A 15,581-nucleotide genomic window follows, 5' to 3' on the forward strand; every position below is an offset into this window, starting at 1 on the left:
CTATTTTATAATCACTTGATTCCGATACCAACCTCTTACTCAATACACAACATTTTCTCCAGGGAGTTCTCAGCCTTTTTTCTGATATTTTCAGGCACTGATATTTCGTATTCCATATTTAAAAGACATGTATAAACATTTTCGAGAGATGTCATTTTCATATTCTCACATACGAGTCTGGGACTCATGAGATAAAACTTCTTGCCAGGATTATCCTTTTTCATCTTATGAAGCACACCTATTTCAGTACCTATGATGAATTCTGTATTTGAAGATTTACGGGCATGATCAATTATCTGTGAAGTGCTGCCAACAAAATCAGAACTTTCCCTTATTTCCCCGGAAACTTCAGGGTGAGCCAGTATTTCTGCTTTCGGATGCTCTTCCGATGTTTTTACAAGATCCTCCACCATTATCCTTGCATGAGTTATGCAGTGTCCGGGCCAGGGTATTATATGTTTTCCTCTTACTTTCTCAGCTATATAGCCGGCAAGATTTTCATCAGGTACAAACAGCACTTCATCCTCCTTCAAACTTTCAACAACCTTCACTGCATTGGAAGAAGTACAGCATATGTCACTTATGGCTTTGACTTCTGCTGAAGAATTTACATAACATACAACAGCTGCCCCAGGATGTTTGTTTTTCATAGTCTGAAGCTGTTTTGAAGTTATGGAATCCGCCAGAGGACACCCTGCATATTTTGAAGGAAGCAGCACTTTCTTATCCGGAGAAAGTATCTTTGCACTTTCCGCCATAAATCTGACGCCGCAGAACACTATAACTTCCTTGTCCATTTTTGCCGCCGCCCTGCTTAAGGCAAAGGAATCGCCTACAATATCCGATATATCCTGAACTTCAGGTACCTGATAATTATGTGCCAGTATACAGGCATTTCTCTCTGTTTTCAATCTTTTTATCTCATTTATTAAAAAACTTCTATCCATTTTTGTGCTCCTAAAATAATATTTTATAATTACTGTATATATATCAGTATATACCTTTTTTATTTTTTTAACAACACTATTATAAATACTTAATATAACGATTTGAACGTATAAAAAAACAGCAGAACTTTTAAAATCTGCTGAAACAATTTTAACGTTTGAAAGACAGCATAAAAGTCAGAGTATTATGCTTATAATCTGCAGTTATCTTACCCCGCTGTAGTTCCATCAGCTCTTTTGCAATGGCCAGGCCCAAACCGGAAGAGTGCCCGGAGCGATTAATATCAGCCCTATATGTACGGTTGAAAAGCTGTACTACAGTTTCCTCGCTTAAAGCTTCAGAATCATTGCTTATACTGATATGAACATGCTCTTCTGTCACTTTCAATTCAACCCTGCAGTATGACCTGGCATAGCGTATGACATTTTGAAACAGATTCAAGAACACTCTATTGGTGATCTTTTCATCCAGCAGCACCAACGGAACTTTTTCATCAAGATCCAGCTGCAGGGAGATACCTTTATCTTCAAAGTCCTGGTGAAACAACAGCAGACTGTCACACAGCAGCTGATATAAGGAGTGCGGATTCAGCTGCACAGGATACTCCCGGGCATCAACCAGGGACAAATCATATAGTGAATCCACCAGATTGTTTAAACTCTTCAGCTTATGCTGTACAATATTTAAATATTTTTCTTTATCTTTGATGGATAGATCCATATTCAAAACTATATCAATATATCCCATGGCAGAAGTCAGCGGCGTGCGCAAGTCATGGGAAAAGTTAGCCAGAGCTTCTTTATTCTGACGCTTCTCCTCAATATTCTTCAATTGCAATTCCTTATAGCGCTCAACTAAATGATTGATTTCAGCAGCCAGCTTTTCTGTGGTTTTATCAGGAGCAGCCACAGTAACCTGCTGATTGGTTTGAGAAATCAATTTAGTTAATTTTTTAACCTCCGCAGTTAATGTACGAATATTCATTCTGATAAAATAATGCTTTGTCAGACAGAGGACAGTTACAACTGTCAGTATACAGTTAATATAAATCATAACTCTCCTCCTTTCTCTAGGATAAATCCTTTTTCGTAAAAATTGCCAGCCCCATAATCAAGCTTACAAAAATAATCATCAGTCCCATCACCCAGCACTTCACGTCAAAATAAGCACTGCCTGACATATAGTGGACTAAATTATTATTAAGCAGTGAAGAAGGTGTCCATTTAGATATAGTTCTCAAAACACTTACTCTGCCGGCTAAAGTATCGATTAAACGTCCTAAAATACTGTAAATAAACAGCAAAATAAGCAGGTTCAAAACTTCTGAGACACCATTGACACTTAAAACATAACCTAGAACAAAACCGGAGGCAACAATGGGCAGTACATTGCTAAAGGCAATTAAAAATTGACCAAGAGTTGAATTATTCACCAAATCAAAAATAACATTACCGCTTAAAATGGTGACCGACAAAATAACAGCAGCCATAACAGCTACTCCCAGAGACAAAGCAATCAATTTTGACCAAAAGACAGCCCCTCGGGAATATCCGAAAGAAACCGCTGCACAGATTTTTGACTGACTCTTTCGTGTCAATATTAAAACAATTAATAAACATAAAACAATAATTAAAGTAGTCATACCAAATACATTACTGTAATAGAACATCCTTGTTCCGTAGGGAAAGGTTGATTCCTTGAATCTGAAATACTGCAGTACCCCTGCGGCAGCCATGACTAGAAAGACACTAACTGCAATAAGCCCGTAGTACAGTTTTGAACGTATCAACCGATAGACTTCACTTCTAATGAGATTCAGCATTATTATTACCTCCTATGAGCTCCAGAAAATATTCTTCCAGATTCTTGCTTTTAACTGTCATTTCCAAAATATCCACACTGCCTTCATTCAAAAGCCTATTGATTTTTTGACGGTCTTCAATATGATTGTAAACCTCCAGCTGCTGACCAGCTAAAACCCTATAGTCCATATCTGGAAAATGATTTTCCAATATAAAGCAGGCCTTCTTGGCATCATTGACACGAAGGAATATAAACTGCTGATTCATCTCCAATAGCTCTTTACGTGACAAATCCTGAATAATTTTACCTTTGTGAAGAAAAACAAAACGTGTTGCAATTGACTGCAGCTGTGATAAAATGTGACTTGAAATCAAAATTGTAATTTGATGCTCCTGGTTTAAATTAAGAAAAAGCTGACGCATTTCAGCCATTCCTTCCGGATCCAAACCATTGGCAGGCTCATCTAAAAGCAAAAAATCCGGTGAGGATAATAAAGCCAGTGCCAGTGACAGTCGCTGTTTCATCCCCAGTGAATATTCCGAGAATTTCTTTCCCTGATACTCTGCAAGTTCCACTGTATTCAATACTTTTTTTATTACGGCTTTTTCGGGAATTCCCCGCTGCAGACGATAGTACTCTAAATTCTGGATGGCATTGAAGTTATCAAAAAATACATTGTTTTCAATCATGACCCCCATTCTCCTGCGGACATTATGTTTCCCGTAGGGTTCACCAAACAGTGTAATCTCACCCTTTGTGGGAAATATCTCTTCGGCAATCATCTTGAACATGGTTGATTTTCCCGCACCGTTTTTCCCTATAACAGCACATATTTCTCCATGATACAGTTCAAAATCACTGCTTTCCATGGCAACCTGATGCTTATATCTTTTCTCCAGATCAGTTATTTTCAAAATTGGTGTTTTCATCTCAATTCCTCCTTTACACTTATCAGTTTACAAGGTGTTTTTTAAGAACCCTTAAGCAAATTATAAAGAAATCATAAAGATGATATCTAGACCAGTGAAAAGCCGATTCCCCAGATAGTTTTAATATATTCTTCGTTGGTAACAGCGGCAATTTTTTTACGAATATTGGACACATGGACACTGATACTATTGTCATTTCCCCGGTAAACATCATTCCACAGCAGTTCATACAGCTTGGCTTTTGAGAATACCTGTTTAGGATGCTTCAACATAATTTTCAAGATATCAAACTCCACATTGGTGAGATTCAACTCTGATTTTTCAACCATTACCACATGTCGGCCTTCATCCAGAGTCAGTGCCTTCCAGTTTAAACACTTATCAGCCTGCCGTGAATAATTTTTACGCAGCTGGACTTCAATCCGTGCTGCAACTTCTTCACGGGCAAAAGGTTTGACCATGTAATCATCCGCACCCAGCCTCAGCAGGCTGACTTTGTCTTCAATCATATTTTTCGCAGAAACAACAATAACCGGGACAGATGAATGCTCCCTGATTTCTCCCAGCAATTCCTCCCCTGTCAGTCCAGGCAGCATAATATCCAGTAAAATCAGATCAAAGGACTGCTGCTGAAGTCTTAATCTGGCTTCCGTACCGGAAAAGCAGCAGGTTGCTTTGTATCCCTGCTCCTTTACAATCAGTTCCAGTATTTTATTGATGTCATCATCGTCTTCCACAATCATTATCTCCACTTGCTTCAAATTTTTCACCTCTCTGTTCGCTTTCCTAAATTTATCCATTAAATTATACTACCATTTCTTTTATAGGTAAATTTATTTTTTCTTCAGCAGCGCTATTTGATGTATTGGTCTTTAATACTGGGTTGATTTTAAAACAAATAAAGTACTAATCAAGCTTTAACCCTTCCATAATTCATACAAAAAAGCTTGATCAGTACCCTCTCTTAATTTCAGCGGATTTATTTCTTCATTCCAACAAGGCATATCCATTTCCCATTCTGTTTTTCATCTTTCTGAACTACGGCAAACCCTGCTGATTTTAAAATATCTGCCAGCTGTATAATACTGTATACTGTCATTCCTTCTATTTTTTCAGACCATTTATCATTTACAGGATCTCCTTCTTCACAGCATATCATAAAATACCCTTCCGGTTTTAATATTCTCCTGACTTCTTTAAAATTTTCATACAAATCAGGCCAGAAATATACGGTTTCAAATGCAGTAGCAATATCAAAGCTTTCATCTCCATAAGGTATATGGCTTACATTACCTGTTCTTATATCACAATTTTTCCCAATGTAGTCCATATTCTTCTTCCTGCTGCACTTTACACTTTCTTCTGAATAATCTATACCTGCCACAAAACCATCCGGACAGCTTTCCAACAATCTTGATATATTGGCCCCTCCACCACATCCAATATCAAGTACATGGTCTGTATTTTTCAATTGAAGATGTTTAAGACCCCAGTCTGAAAGCCTGGCATGACCTGAATTCATCATCTTTAGAATCATTTTTCCACCCAATCCCCTGGGTTTACATGTATTTTGAAATAATTTATTGAACATACCATCCTCCCCTCAAAAAATAGTATCCCTCATATAAATAATAATATCATATTTTTTGTGTAATTGATAGTCATTTTCAATAAACTAATTATATTCAACATCTCTTTTACAATGAAAAATTATTTTATTTTACCCAAAAAATCTGCCATGATCTGAATAAATTCACCTGGTTTTTCAAAATGAATATCATGTTCTGATTTTATTGTACGGGTTTTGCCTGCTTTAAAAACTTCTTTTGAAAACTGAAGATACTTATCATTTCACCCTGTCATTTTTAATTTTGTTGTTTATCTGCCTGATTCTATATTTCCACATGCTATACTGTATAAACCATATTATAATATATATTGCTATAAATATACCATAATAACTTACGATGCCGGCAAATGTATGCTCCATCCAATGTGAAAAATAAGCAATTGGCAGCATTGCAAAAGAGATTATAATAAAATGGACAGGAGACACACTTTTTTACAAGGCAACAGGGATGGGAAAGCCTTTTTCTTCTAATTGCAGGAGGAGGTGGTGACGGAGACCTTTATTTACCTTTGGCAGATGAGCTTGCAAATCAGTATAAAGTTATCACATATGATCGCCGTGCAAATGCGAGAAGTACAATGAATTTTCCTGATCATAGAGTAAATTTTAAGTCATACTCCCTATTTCCCATATTTCTCCCTCAGCTCTTTAAATACTTTTTCTCCATCTTTAAGCAGCATACCATCTGCAAGTTCTTTCTCCGCCTCAGATAATTTGTTATAAACTTCTAAAAGAGCCATTTTGCGCTCATAAATTTCCATACTCATTATTACCATATCACCATAACCATTTTTAGTAATAAACACTGGCTCTTTGCTTTTATGACATATTTCAGAAATTTCATTTGTATTTCTTAAATCTTTTATAGGCCTTATTTGCGGCATTTAAATCACCTCACTTTTATTGTGTCATAATTATAGCATAATTATGTATGAAATACAATGTAACTTCTGCTGTTTGTATAGTGGCGTTGTCTGATAAAAAGTCAGATATTAAAATAGAAAATAAAACAGCTTTGAAACCTGATGAAATATCATCCTCTTATACTATATGGGCATATATACTCCCGGCTAAGTAAGCCTTGTTAAACTCTGTGGATCATTGTCTCTGAAAAATGCCTTCTTCATTTCCAGCTCTTTCGTCATAATCTGATTTATACCGTCACTGGCTTCTCTGAGCTTGCAGCTGTATACAATTGGAAAATAGGTTCTTATAAATTTTCCTTCCGAATGTGCTGTAAGAGCTATTATTTGAAATCCAAGCTGTTCTGCAATAAAAAATACCGGATCCAGTACATGTTCACTGGAAGCCTTGCCAAAAGGATTATCCATTATAACTGCTCTGTGCCTTTTACAATCTGAAGCCATCCTGATTCTCTTCTCTGCCAGATAATTCAGTATGCCCAGAAACAAAGTCATGTTCTTGCTCCACTTTTCTCCGCCGGACCATTGATTTGATGTCTCCCATGAAAAAGGCAGACTGCTCATCTTTCCATCATTGGTCACTTTCCTGCATTTCACCTTTATGGTGTTCTGCTTCATCACATACTGCAGCAGCTGTTTTGACTGAAGCCATTTTTCAATGGATTTTCTGGCTTTTTCCACATCTTCCCTGCCATTTTCATCCTTGAACTGATCCCCCTGAAGCTGATTCAGCATCCAGTCAATATATTCGGCCAGTCTTTCCCTGCCTTCTTTTTCATCCCATTCAGGTACTGTAAACAAAAATACCTCTTTCCACTTTCCATCAATCTTTATCCTGGTGCTTTTGGGAAGTCTCCTGAATTCATCTGATATTGTCTTCAGATAGGAATGAAGCTGGTTTATAAACTGCTGAATTTCTCTGTCATGATTCCTCATGTCATCTTCTGTAATTTTAACTATGCGCATAATTCTTTCACTCATTTTATTCTGCCATTCTAAAATAGCTTCAAAATTTCTGTTATATTCTATACCTGTCACAGACATCTCTTTAAGTTTTACATCCAATATGTCATTTTGACAGAAATCAATAAAATTCTCCTTTTGTACTTTTACCCTGTCGGCTTTTTTATCTAGATTTCCGGCGATTTCATTCAGTTTTTTCTCCATTTCTTTTAAAACTTCCATCCTCTTATAGGGAAACCTTTCCTTTACATCTTCAGAAATAGTCACTTCTCCTGTTTCTTCTGCAGAAGATGGATATTTTGCATTTATGACTTTGATTTCCTGCAGGACATTTTCTATATCCACTTTCTGTTTCTCCAGGGATTCCTGTTCTGCTGTGAGATAATCTTTCCTTCTATTTATATTTTTTCTTTCCCGGGACAAAACCTCAGGTACTCTCTCCAGTGGAATGGAAAAAGATATTATATCTTCATACTCGCCTTTAAAGTCCTTTTCCCTGATTTCATATTTATTTTTGCTATTTTGAAGTACGAGTTCAGCTCCATCATACTTTTTTTTCAGATTCTTCAAGGGCAATCTCATATCTTTTATTTCAACTGAAAGTTCATTTATATCCTCACCACTGTGGTAAATGAACTCTTCTTTTTCATCTATGGGAAATTCCAGTTCGTTTTTAAAAACTTCAAATTCGGACTCCAGAGAATTTTTCAATTCAACTGCACTTTTCATTTTCTGTTCAAGCAAATCTCTTCCCTTTTGCTTCCGGGCAAGTATATCCTTCAGGGCCATCCTCTCATCTTCAAGCACCTCCACACTTGTGGAAGTATATTTAGGATCAAATTCAAGTACCTCTGTATAAAGTTTTTGACCTTTTAGATTTTTAAGGGCAATGCAGAGACTTTTAAAATTATCTTCCAAATCCCTTTGTAATTTTGAGGATATGCTCTTCTCTCCATTGAGCTTTGAAAATTTCCTGTTATTTTCCAGAATATCTTCTTTTATCTCAGCCGCATCCATTTCACATTTTTTCTTTTTCTCTCTGTCATTTAGATACTTTCTCGATTTTATTATTTTATTTCCCAGTACATTCTGTTCACCGCTTGAATCCTTCATATTATTGTTGAGTTCTTTTATCTTATCATCAATATCCTCAATTCTCTTCTCATCAGAGGATATATTTCCTGCTGTCACTGATATATTGTATTTGACACTCTTTTGATCTCTTTGCATGTCCATATACTGTTCATAGGGATATACTTCATAAAACTCTCTCACATCCATAAGCAGCCTACGGCATATTTCAACTTCCTTTTCCTTTTCAATTCGGATCTTGGTGGATTCATCAGCCTTTGACGCAATGCCCATTTTCCAGTTTTCAAAATTCTCCCGGAAAATGTTTTTCTTCCAGCTGGGTGGAAAAAATATATTTTCCTCTGTAATTGTATATCTGTCTTCAATTTTTAATCTTGCTTCATTTTCATCCATTACTATAACAGGATGGGAAAGCTTGCTGCAGTTGTCAGCTATCTTTTTCTTCAGCTTATCTGTCTCTGAACTGGAAGTTATTATGGATATAGTCCAGTAAGGATATACATTTTCACCGCCATCAAAAGCTCTTTGAAAATACTGGGTTCCGCTTTCTATATAATTGAATCCGTTTCTCCAGGCTCTAACCCATTTTTCTATAACAGGATCTGCAGTATAATACTCACTGTCACTGTAGTCATCCGCCCATCTGTGAGCTGTTCTCTCTTCAATTATAAGATTTTCCTTTTCTTCATAAAGACTTACGGCTTTATTTTCAAGCTGCTGCAGTATAGTTTCCTGTTTTGAGTACAGTGAATCAAAGCTGAACCAGTTTCCCTTGAATTCTTTAAGTCTTTTCAGCAAAGCATCCTGTTTTTTTCCATGGGCTTCCAGGTAGTCCCCAATACTGCTTTCCTCCCTTTTAAGCTCCTCCAGCTCTTCCCTCTTCATTTTGATATTCGTTCTCAGATCCTCTTTTTCTCTTTCAATGGATTTAATTTCTTTATTACACTCAAAAATATTGTTTTCCAGAACATCTATACGGAGCTGCCATTTGACTGCCTCTTCTTCAACACTTTCCTGTTCAGGATTGCTCAGTATTTCTCTCTCTATGGATTTCATATCTTCTTCAAGATATTCAATTTTAGCTTCCAGCCTGCTCCTATCTTCAATCAATTTTTTACCCATATCCTGAACCTTTGAAATTCTGTTTTCAATTTGTCTAATCTTATCTTCAGCATTTTTGAGATGATTCTCAGCTAAAGATCTTTCATTCTCCAGTTTTTTCTCCTGTTTTACATAATATCCTCTAAGGCAGCAGGAATTATCCTGAATTTTTTCAACAGTATCTACTGCTTTTCTGTCCCTATTGAATTCCTCAAGCTGGCTCTGTAAAAACTTTATTTTGTCATTTTGAATTTTGATACTGCTTTTATATTTTAAAAATCGGAGCCTCTCATAGACCTTCTGCTTTCTATTTCTAATATTCAGCATTCCATTATAACTGTCGGAAACTCTTTCAAAATTTCTCCTGTTTTCCTCCATCTTCACTTTCAGAAGTTGAAGCTTGTAGGAACTCTCCTTCTGTTTCCAGCTGTCTTCTTCCCTCTCCAGTTCTTCCAGCGCAGCACAGTTTTTATCTATTCTATTTTTATTTTCAGTCTGCTCTTCTCTGGCAAAATTATATACAGCCTTTACATTTTTCTTCATTTTACCAAATTTTAAATTCACATTATGGTAGTCCCTGTAAACTTCTACATATCTGTCTATTTCGGCTTCAATGGATCTGCTTTCCTCTACCCTGGCTTTCAGCTGCTTATATTTTTTAAAATGCTGTATCTGCTTTTCAAAAGTCTCGGCAAAATCCCTTGTTCCATCACCGGCTATAGCTTCTTCAACAGTTGGTATCAAAAGGTTGTCCACCAGCTGTCCCGTACTTCTGCAGTTATTGAAAAATTCCTCTACTCCTCCTTCTGCACTATTTATCAGTGCAATTTTCCTCCATTCCCAGGGAACTATTTTAAAATTTTTCTCTATATATTCCTGATATTCTTTTATGGTTGAAAATTCATGGGCATTTATCTTATTCCGGCTCATATTCAAATAGTATTCACCCATTTCCTCTTTTTCGGCAGGTCTCTTGTTTCCACTGCCGCTCTGTATCACAAAGGGCAGTTTTTCTATGGAATTTTCATCATTTTCTTCATATTCATAGACATATTTCAGAGAGCTCACCAATCCCCTGTTCATAAACAGAGTTACAGCTGTAAGTCCATATCTCCTGGGCTTTTCACTCAGTATCCACTCAATTGCTACATGTGCAGAAGTGTTTTCAAGCACCAGAGTATCTCTTATCTTCCTGTTTGCAACTTCCACATGAGGCAGCACAGCCTGAATGGCTGTCTGCACAAACACGGTTTTCCCTCCCCCGTTTGGAATCAGAAGGGCTCCATTGTGTCCATCAAACTGAAATATGTCGTCATTGAACCTTTTGGCACCATTTTCATAGATAACATTTGTAAATCTTATTCTGGAAATAGACGGCATTATTTTTCTTCCTTTCTATTATCAATATTGTACATAAAATCAAGTATACCCCTGTTGTAGTCATATTCCATATAATACTTCTGAATTATGGTCCTGGCCTTTTCCGTAAGAGCCAGTTCCTCATTCCCAATGTCTTCTATAAGATCCTGGGATTCCAGAAAATGCTTTACTGTATTCAAAAAGCCCTTTCTGCTTGCAGTCCTGGCATCCTGAACTTTTGCAGTTTCCCTTATTTCATCTATATCCGTCCACTTTTTTACAACAGAGGACCAGTTATAATCGTATTTACTGTCAAGCTCTTTCAGCTTTTTATCCCCATGTTCCTTCAGCGACGAAATCCTCTCATTCAAACTGGAAAGCCAGTCATTTAGAGATATGAAATCCCTGGTGGGTTCTATTGTCTGATAGCTGTCATAAAATTCTCCAAACAGAACTATTATTGATACGTACATCATGTATAAATCCACATTTACTGCCTTTGCAGGAAGATAGGTTTTTTTGATATAATCATTTGAAACGTGGAACACTGAATCTTTTAAAACAGGTATAAGATATATGTAATCCCCGGATAAAAATATGCTGCAGTCCACCTGCTTTGCGAACTGATCCACCAGCGATCTTATACTGTCATCGGACATGTAGAGATGAAGCTGTTCTTTTTCTCCATATCCCTGCACAGCCAGCACTGAATATATGCCAAATGCCTGCATCACCTGTTCATTACTGTAAAAAGCCATGTTTTCACTCCAATCTCAAATTCATATCTTTTATGGTAAATCTTTCTGTAACCTCTAATACTCCTTTTATTTCCTTTACACAAATACAGTCTGACTTCTGTGCAAATAAATCAAAAGATTTTCCAAACAGACTCTTTTCACTGCTTTCATAATTTTTCAAATTCACAGGAGATTTTTGATGAAGCAGGATCCAGTAGTCGTAAAAGCAGCGTCTGTCAAGTATATTTTCATATCCACTTCTTTTCATATATTCTACCACTTCCCCTAGGTCTATATCCTTCCCATCTCCCAAAGCATCAAGTAATATAGAAGTTATCTCCTTGAAATTATTTCCCTGGATTTCAATATCCTCCTCTGTCTCTTCCCTATCGGATACAGACAAAAAATCCTGGGATTTTTTAAGCCTGCTCCTGTTTTCTATCCTCTGTCTGGAAAAAACCGCCAGGGGTGACCATCCTTTATGCATTTTCAAAAACATGAAGGGCTCTATGAGCATTCTTGAAGCATGCAGGGGCAGTGGCGATGAAAACAATCTGCCGGTTATCTCCTGATCAAAATTGAAAGAATCTATTCCCGAATAATACAGTGCCTCCTGGGCTGCCTCAAGTGCCCTGGTCTTTAAAACTATACTTTCCTTCAAAAGCAGTCTGTGTTCATAATTGACCTGTCCCAATTCCCTGTCCACTTTAATTATGAGCTCATAGGCTTTTCTGTCTTTTTCATGGACTATCTCATTTCCCATTTTCTCCCCGGTGTCTTTCACAAAAGACTGCAGTTCGCTGAATTCCTCATCTTCCCGCTGCAGTCTTATATTGATGTCTTCAATTGTATTTTTATATCTTTCATAGATCTGATTTGAAATTATATTTCTGCTGACCTCATGCTTGATTCTCATTATTCTGTCACGAAGATTTCTCACATCGAGACTCATTTCGTCAATCTGCCTGAGTGCTCCTACAAATTCTCCCTTTTCCAGCTGCTTTCTTAAAACCAGCTGATTTATGGAGAGCTGAAATTCATTGAAATACTCCTTTGTAGCAAATACAAGTTCCAGTCCCTGCTCATCAAGAGTATAGTACTGGGTGTTTTTTTCAAAATCCGCTCTCTCAGCCTTTATTATGGAATACTGAACGGTTTCCTCCCTTCCCGTTTCCCAATTGTAAAATTTTCTGGAATTTCTCTTTCCATTGGGCGGTCTGAAAATTTCTATTATATCTCTGGCAATCTTCTCAAAATCCTCGTAGTCAAGATCCAGCCTTCCCAGGTTAACCCTCTGAAAAAATTCGGCCAATTCCCTTATTCCAGTTTTTCTATTTCTCATGAGCATATTTTCAAAAAAGAACAATAGAGCCAGAAACCCCAAATTAAAGTAGTCAATGGGTTTATTGCTCCTGTCCCTTGAATTTTTATTAGACAGCTTGTAGAGGGGATCAAACAGTGCAAGCCTTTGAATTCTCTCTCTATAGTTTTCCGTAATGCTTTTTATATCTATGTCCAACAATCTTCCCTCCATATATTTTCAAGTTCCTCTTTTTTCAAAGCCTCCTGGGGCAAATACTTTCCTGAATGCAGTATATCCAAAATTCTTCGGCTTTCATCTCCGCTGAAAAATTTCAAGAAGTTGTCAACAGCACTGTGATTTTCAACCTGATTTTCCTTTCCCCTGCTGCAGGGCTTTTTGATGAGTTCACTGTAAAATTTCACTGCAATAGAGGCTTTTCTCCTTCCATTCAGGGAATTCCATATGGATATGCCTTCATTATCCAGGTCTCCAAAATAATACAGTTTGTGTTTTCCAGTTACACCAAGCTGTCTTTCCAAAAGTCCTATATTGGAAACTATTTTCCATCCTGATCCAAATATGAGAGCAGTAAAATCAGTATCACAGAGCACATCCACAAGTGCCATGAAAGTGGCTTTATTCTCCACAATCAAATGACGGTATTCAGCTTGGCGTCGTGAAAGTTTCTTTGGATTCACTGCCATCATAAGAGGATCACAATTGTTCATTATCTTCAATTTATTCCAAAGCCCAATCTTGTCAAGAAGTTTTCTGCCGGATTTTTCATCAATCCACTTTTCATCCCCTACAAGATAAAAAGATCTTTCCTGTGAAGTTGCATATTCCTTTGGCAGCCCGTTTTTGCATATATATTCACTAATTTTATCGATATAGGGTTTATCCCTTTTTAATTCTTCAAAACTGCCGGCAAAATATTTTTGCAGGTCGATTTCACTGCTTATGCTCAAACTGTAATTCTGCAGAAAATCAATGTAGTCTTTTTTCAATTCATATTTATTGATGCCGAATTTATAGGGAAGTGGAATATCCTTTCCGTTATTTATTTCCAGCTTTTTTTCCACAAGTACATTATCTTTCACCAGCTCCATTATACAGCCGGCAAATTCATCATATTTCATATTTCCCGGCACCAAGCTCTCCAATTCTCCCAGAGTTATAGTGACTCTCTTATAGGATTTGAGATAGGAAATTATATCATCTTTCATCTTATCACCTTTATGTACAATTATTACCTGTTGCTCCCCGATTTGTTTGCAATAACCAATACAGTTATTATAGCATTATCTAATAAAAGTTCAGAGACAAAAACATTTCTTATGGGCAATTTCCATTTATGCTATAATTAATTCCATAAATATTCTAAATTTGGAGGGACAAAGAAAAATGGCAAAAAAGATATTAACACTGAAATTGTTAAAGGGAAAATATGGTGTCTGCAGATTGAATAAAACTCAATCAATACCTGAGTGGTCAAAAAAAGGTGAGTTTTTTTCCATAACAAAAACATCAGATGAACTATCAATCGTATGTTCTGAAAACAATATACCCAATGACGTAAAATGTGAAAAAGGCTGGAGAATTTTAAAAATCCAAGGTCCCCTTGACTTTTCCTTAATTGGAATCCTTGCTTCAATCAGTTTATTACTATCGCAAAATAAAATCAGTATATTTGCTATTTCTACTTATGATACAGATTATATCCTCGTCAAAAACAAAGACATAGATAACGCTGTAAAATCACTTGTTAAAGGGGGCTATGAAGTTGTGGATCAATAAATGATCACGATATAAATTCAATTGTGATTGCTCCATTGAAAACTATATAAATTACTTTAGTATTTCAGTGTTTCCTGCAGCCTTTCATATCATAACCGCAATAACAATATATACACTCATGCTGCCACCTCCTTTGCTGTCAATTACCGCAATAACTCCTTCTTTTGTGAGAGATAAAACCCGGGAGGCAGCTGTCTAAAAAAATATTTATACTCTCCTAAATATTATAAATCACTGTATGAATTTTTACTATGTCTTTCTTGCTTTTAGTTTTCAGTAATTAAAGTATATGCTATAATTTAAAATGTAATAAGAAAAATTTATATGGCTGTCTCTTCTTTATTCATGGGTGGATTATGGTTAATAATGTCTGCATATGAAGAAGAGATGATGTATTTATGTCAGAAGGATATTTAATATTGTTCTTCAGTTTATTTTCAATTACTGCTATTTATATAGTGGCACTGTCTGGTAAAAAGTCAGATATTAAAATAGAAAATAAAATAACTTTGAGACCTGATGAAATATCATCTGATACCAAAGTAAACATAAACAGAGTTCTTTGCTTCAGGTGGGGTTTTTGACGCCACCTGAAGTTTAGAAATCGTTATCCAGGGGCATAGCTGCCCTTATCTGTCACTTGTAGAAGTGGCAGTATTAGGGCAGCTAGCTATCGGATAAATAATTCTGAAAAAAATAATAGATAGCCTTCCTTAAACTCTATCTATTATTTAAACCATGTAATTTAATCAAGCAGACTAAATTCATAATCCACCCTTCTTATTACTGATATTATACCATAGAACATAAAAATTATACAGGTAAATTTGTGAGTCCTTTACACTTGTGGTCATTCTACTTAATTTATCTGATAAAGTATGTCCTATATATTCATTCGATACTGAAACCACCAACGACACCTTTATTGAAATAGCAATTAAATACATAAATATAATTATCTATCAAAATATAATATTAAAAGTACTGTCCTCTAAA

The 15,581-nt window shown here is 36.2% G+C and carries 15 protein-coding genes; 3 read left to right on the top strand and 12 right to left on the bottom strand.

Translation table 11 applies throughout. The features are described from left to right. Positions 1–35 precede the first annotated feature (35 nt). The 8 genes from nadA to J5G60_RS04150 all read right to left on the bottom strand — a co-directional run bounded on the left by nadA (position 36) and on the right by J5G60_RS04150 (position 6,194). A complete protein-coding gene (nadA, locus tag J5G60_RS04115) occupies positions 36–1,097 on the bottom strand; it encodes a quinolinate synthase NadA (RefSeq protein ID WP_328707001.1) in 1,062 nt (353 codons plus the stop codon). Position 1,098: 1 nt separating this feature from the next. Next, entirely contained in the window at positions 1,099–2,001 is a 903-nt protein-coding gene (locus tag J5G60_RS04120; protein WP_150356570.1) for a sensor histidine kinase, read from the bottom strand. Positions 2,002–2,017: 16 nt separating this feature from the next. Next, a complete protein-coding gene (locus J5G60_RS04125) occupies positions 2,018–2,770 on the bottom strand; it encodes a hypothetical protein (protein ID WP_150356569.1) in 753 nt (250 codons plus the stop codon). Next, positions 2,754–3,680 (bottom strand): ATP-binding cassette domain-containing protein, encoded by a 927-nt coding sequence (locus J5G60_RS04130; protein WP_150356568.1) that lies wholly within the window; start codon positions 3,678–3,680, stop codon positions 2,754–2,756. The genes J5G60_RS04125 and J5G60_RS04130 overlap by 17 nt, the downstream gene beginning before the upstream one ends. Positions 3,681–3,766: 86 nt before the next feature. Next, positions 3,767–4,480, bottom strand: a complete 714-nt coding sequence (locus J5G60_RS04135; RefSeq protein WP_150356567.1) for a response regulator transcription factor — start codon at positions 4,478–4,480, stop codon at positions 3,767–3,769. Between the two features lie 179 nt (positions 4,481–4,659). Further along, positions 4,660–5,271 carry a class I SAM-dependent methyltransferase gene (locus J5G60_RS04140; protein WP_150356566.1) on the bottom strand — a complete coding sequence of 204 codons (612 nt, stop codon included), beginning with the start codon at positions 5,269–5,271 and terminating at the stop codon, positions 4,660–4,662. A gap of 255 nt (positions 5,272–5,526) precedes the next feature. Continuing rightward, positions 5,527–5,736 (bottom strand): DUF3021 family protein, encoded by a 210-nt coding sequence (locus J5G60_RS19155; protein WP_378059878.1) that lies wholly within the window; start codon positions 5,734–5,736, stop codon positions 5,527–5,529. Positions 5,737–5,930: 194 nt separating this feature from the next. After that, complete coding sequence (locus J5G60_RS04150) at positions 5,931–6,194, bottom strand: type II toxin-antitoxin system Phd/YefM family antitoxin (protein WP_150356564.1); 264 nt, start codon at positions 6,192–6,194, stop codon at positions 5,931–5,933. A gap of 47 nt (positions 6,195–6,241) precedes the next feature. Here J5G60_RS04150 and J5G60_RS04155 point away from each other — a divergent pair, with 47 nt between their 5' ends. Beyond that, complete coding sequence (locus J5G60_RS04155) at positions 6,242–6,388, top strand: hypothetical protein (RefSeq protein ID WP_190972185.1); 147 nt, start codon at positions 6,242–6,244, stop codon at positions 6,386–6,388. On the opposite strand, the gene J5G60_RS18825 is transcribed toward J5G60_RS04155, so the two are convergent. The 4 genes from J5G60_RS18825 to J5G60_RS04175 are packed head-to-tail and all read right to left on the bottom strand — an operon-like array spanning position 6,381 to position 14,014. Next, a complete protein-coding gene (locus J5G60_RS18825) occupies positions 6,381–10,769 on the bottom strand; it encodes a hypothetical protein (protein ID WP_236035126.1) in 4,389 nt (1,462 codons plus the stop codon). The two genes, J5G60_RS04155 and J5G60_RS18825, sit on opposite strands and share 8 nt — an antisense overlap. After that, complete coding sequence (locus tag J5G60_RS04165; protein WP_150356563.1) at positions 10,769–11,506, bottom strand: DUF6063 family protein; 738 nt, start codon at positions 11,504–11,506, stop codon at positions 10,769–10,771. The genes J5G60_RS18825 and J5G60_RS04165 overlap by 1 nt, the downstream gene beginning before the upstream one ends. Positions 11,507–11,510: 4 nt before the next feature. After that, entirely contained in the window at positions 11,511–13,004 is a 1,494-nt protein-coding gene (locus tag J5G60_RS04170; RefSeq protein WP_150356562.1) for a replicative DNA helicase, read from the bottom strand. Continuing rightward, the gene (locus J5G60_RS04175) at positions 12,995–14,014 is read right to left on the bottom strand and encodes a Wadjet anti-phage system protein JetD domain-containing protein (RefSeq protein ID WP_150356561.1); all 1,020 of its coding nucleotides are present in this window, start codon (positions 14,012–14,014) and stop codon (positions 12,995–12,997) included. The genes J5G60_RS04170 and J5G60_RS04175 overlap by 10 nt, the downstream gene beginning before the upstream one ends. 178 nt (positions 14,015–14,192) lie before the next feature. On the opposite strand from J5G60_RS04175, the gene J5G60_RS04180 reads away from it, so the two are divergent. Continuing rightward, on the top strand, positions 14,193–14,585 hold the full coding sequence (locus J5G60_RS04180; RefSeq protein ID WP_150356560.1) for an ACT domain-containing protein: 393 nt from the start codon (positions 14,193–14,195) through the stop codon (positions 14,583–14,585). Between the two features lie 398 nt (positions 14,586–14,983). Beyond that, positions 14,984–15,169 (top strand): hypothetical protein, encoded by a 186-nt coding sequence (locus J5G60_RS04185; protein ID WP_150356559.1) that lies wholly within the window; start codon positions 14,984–14,986, stop codon positions 15,167–15,169. The last annotated feature ends 412 nt before the right edge of the window (positions 15,170–15,581 follow it).

The sequence above is a fragment of the Clostridium sp. HV4-5-A1G genome, assembly GCF_900184915.1.
GTDB lineage: Bacteria > Bacillota > Clostridia > Clostridiales > Clostridiaceae > Clostridium_B > Clostridium_B aromativorans.

What these genes read in the sequence shown, in the direction of transcription:
- J5G60_RS04120 (WP_150356570.1), bottom strand. Translation starts at nt 2,001, where the DNA reads ATGATTTATATTAACTGTATACTGACAGTTGTAACTGTCCTCTGTCTG.
- J5G60_RS04125 (WP_150356569.1), bottom strand. Translation starts at nt 2,770, where the DNA reads ATGCTGAATCTCATTAGAAGTGAAGTCTATCGGTTGATACGTTCAAAA.
- J5G60_RS04130 (WP_150356568.1), bottom strand. Translation starts at nt 3,680, where the DNA reads ATGAAAACACCAATTTTGAAAATAACTGATCTGGAGAAAAGATATAAG.
- J5G60_RS04135 (WP_150356567.1), bottom strand. Translation starts at nt 4,480, where the DNA reads ATGGATAAATTTAGGAAAGCGAACAGAGAGGTGAAAAATTTGAAGCAA.
- J5G60_RS04140 (WP_150356566.1), bottom strand. Translation starts at nt 5,271, where the DNA reads ATGTTCAATAAATTATTTCAAAATACATGTAAACCCAGGGGATTGGGT.
- J5G60_RS04150 (WP_150356564.1), bottom strand. Translation starts at nt 6,194, where the DNA reads ATGCCGCAAATAAGGCCTATAAAAGATTTAAGAAATACAAATGAAATT.
- J5G60_RS04155 (WP_190972185.1), top strand. Translation starts at nt 6,242, where the DNA reads ATGAAATACAATGTAACTTCTGCTGTTTGTATAGTGGCGTTGTCTGAT.
- J5G60_RS18825 (WP_236035126.1), bottom strand. Translation starts at nt 10,769, where the DNA reads ATGCCGTCTATTTCCAGAATAAGATTTACAAATGTTATCTATGAAAAT.
- J5G60_RS04165 (WP_150356563.1), bottom strand. Translation starts at nt 11,506, where the DNA reads ATGGCTTTTTACAGTAATGAACAGGTGATGCAGGCATTTGGCATATAT.
- J5G60_RS04175 (WP_150356561.1), bottom strand. Translation starts at nt 14,014, where the DNA reads ATGAAAGATGATATAATTTCCTATCTCAAATCCTATAAGAGAGTCACT.
- J5G60_RS04180 (WP_150356560.1), top strand. Translation starts at nt 14,193, where the DNA reads ATGGCAAAAAAGATATTAACACTGAAATTGTTAAAGGGAAAATATGGT.
- J5G60_RS04185 (WP_150356559.1), top strand. Translation starts at nt 14,984, where the DNA reads ATGTCAGAAGGATATTTAATATTGTTCTTCAGTTTATTTTCAATTACT.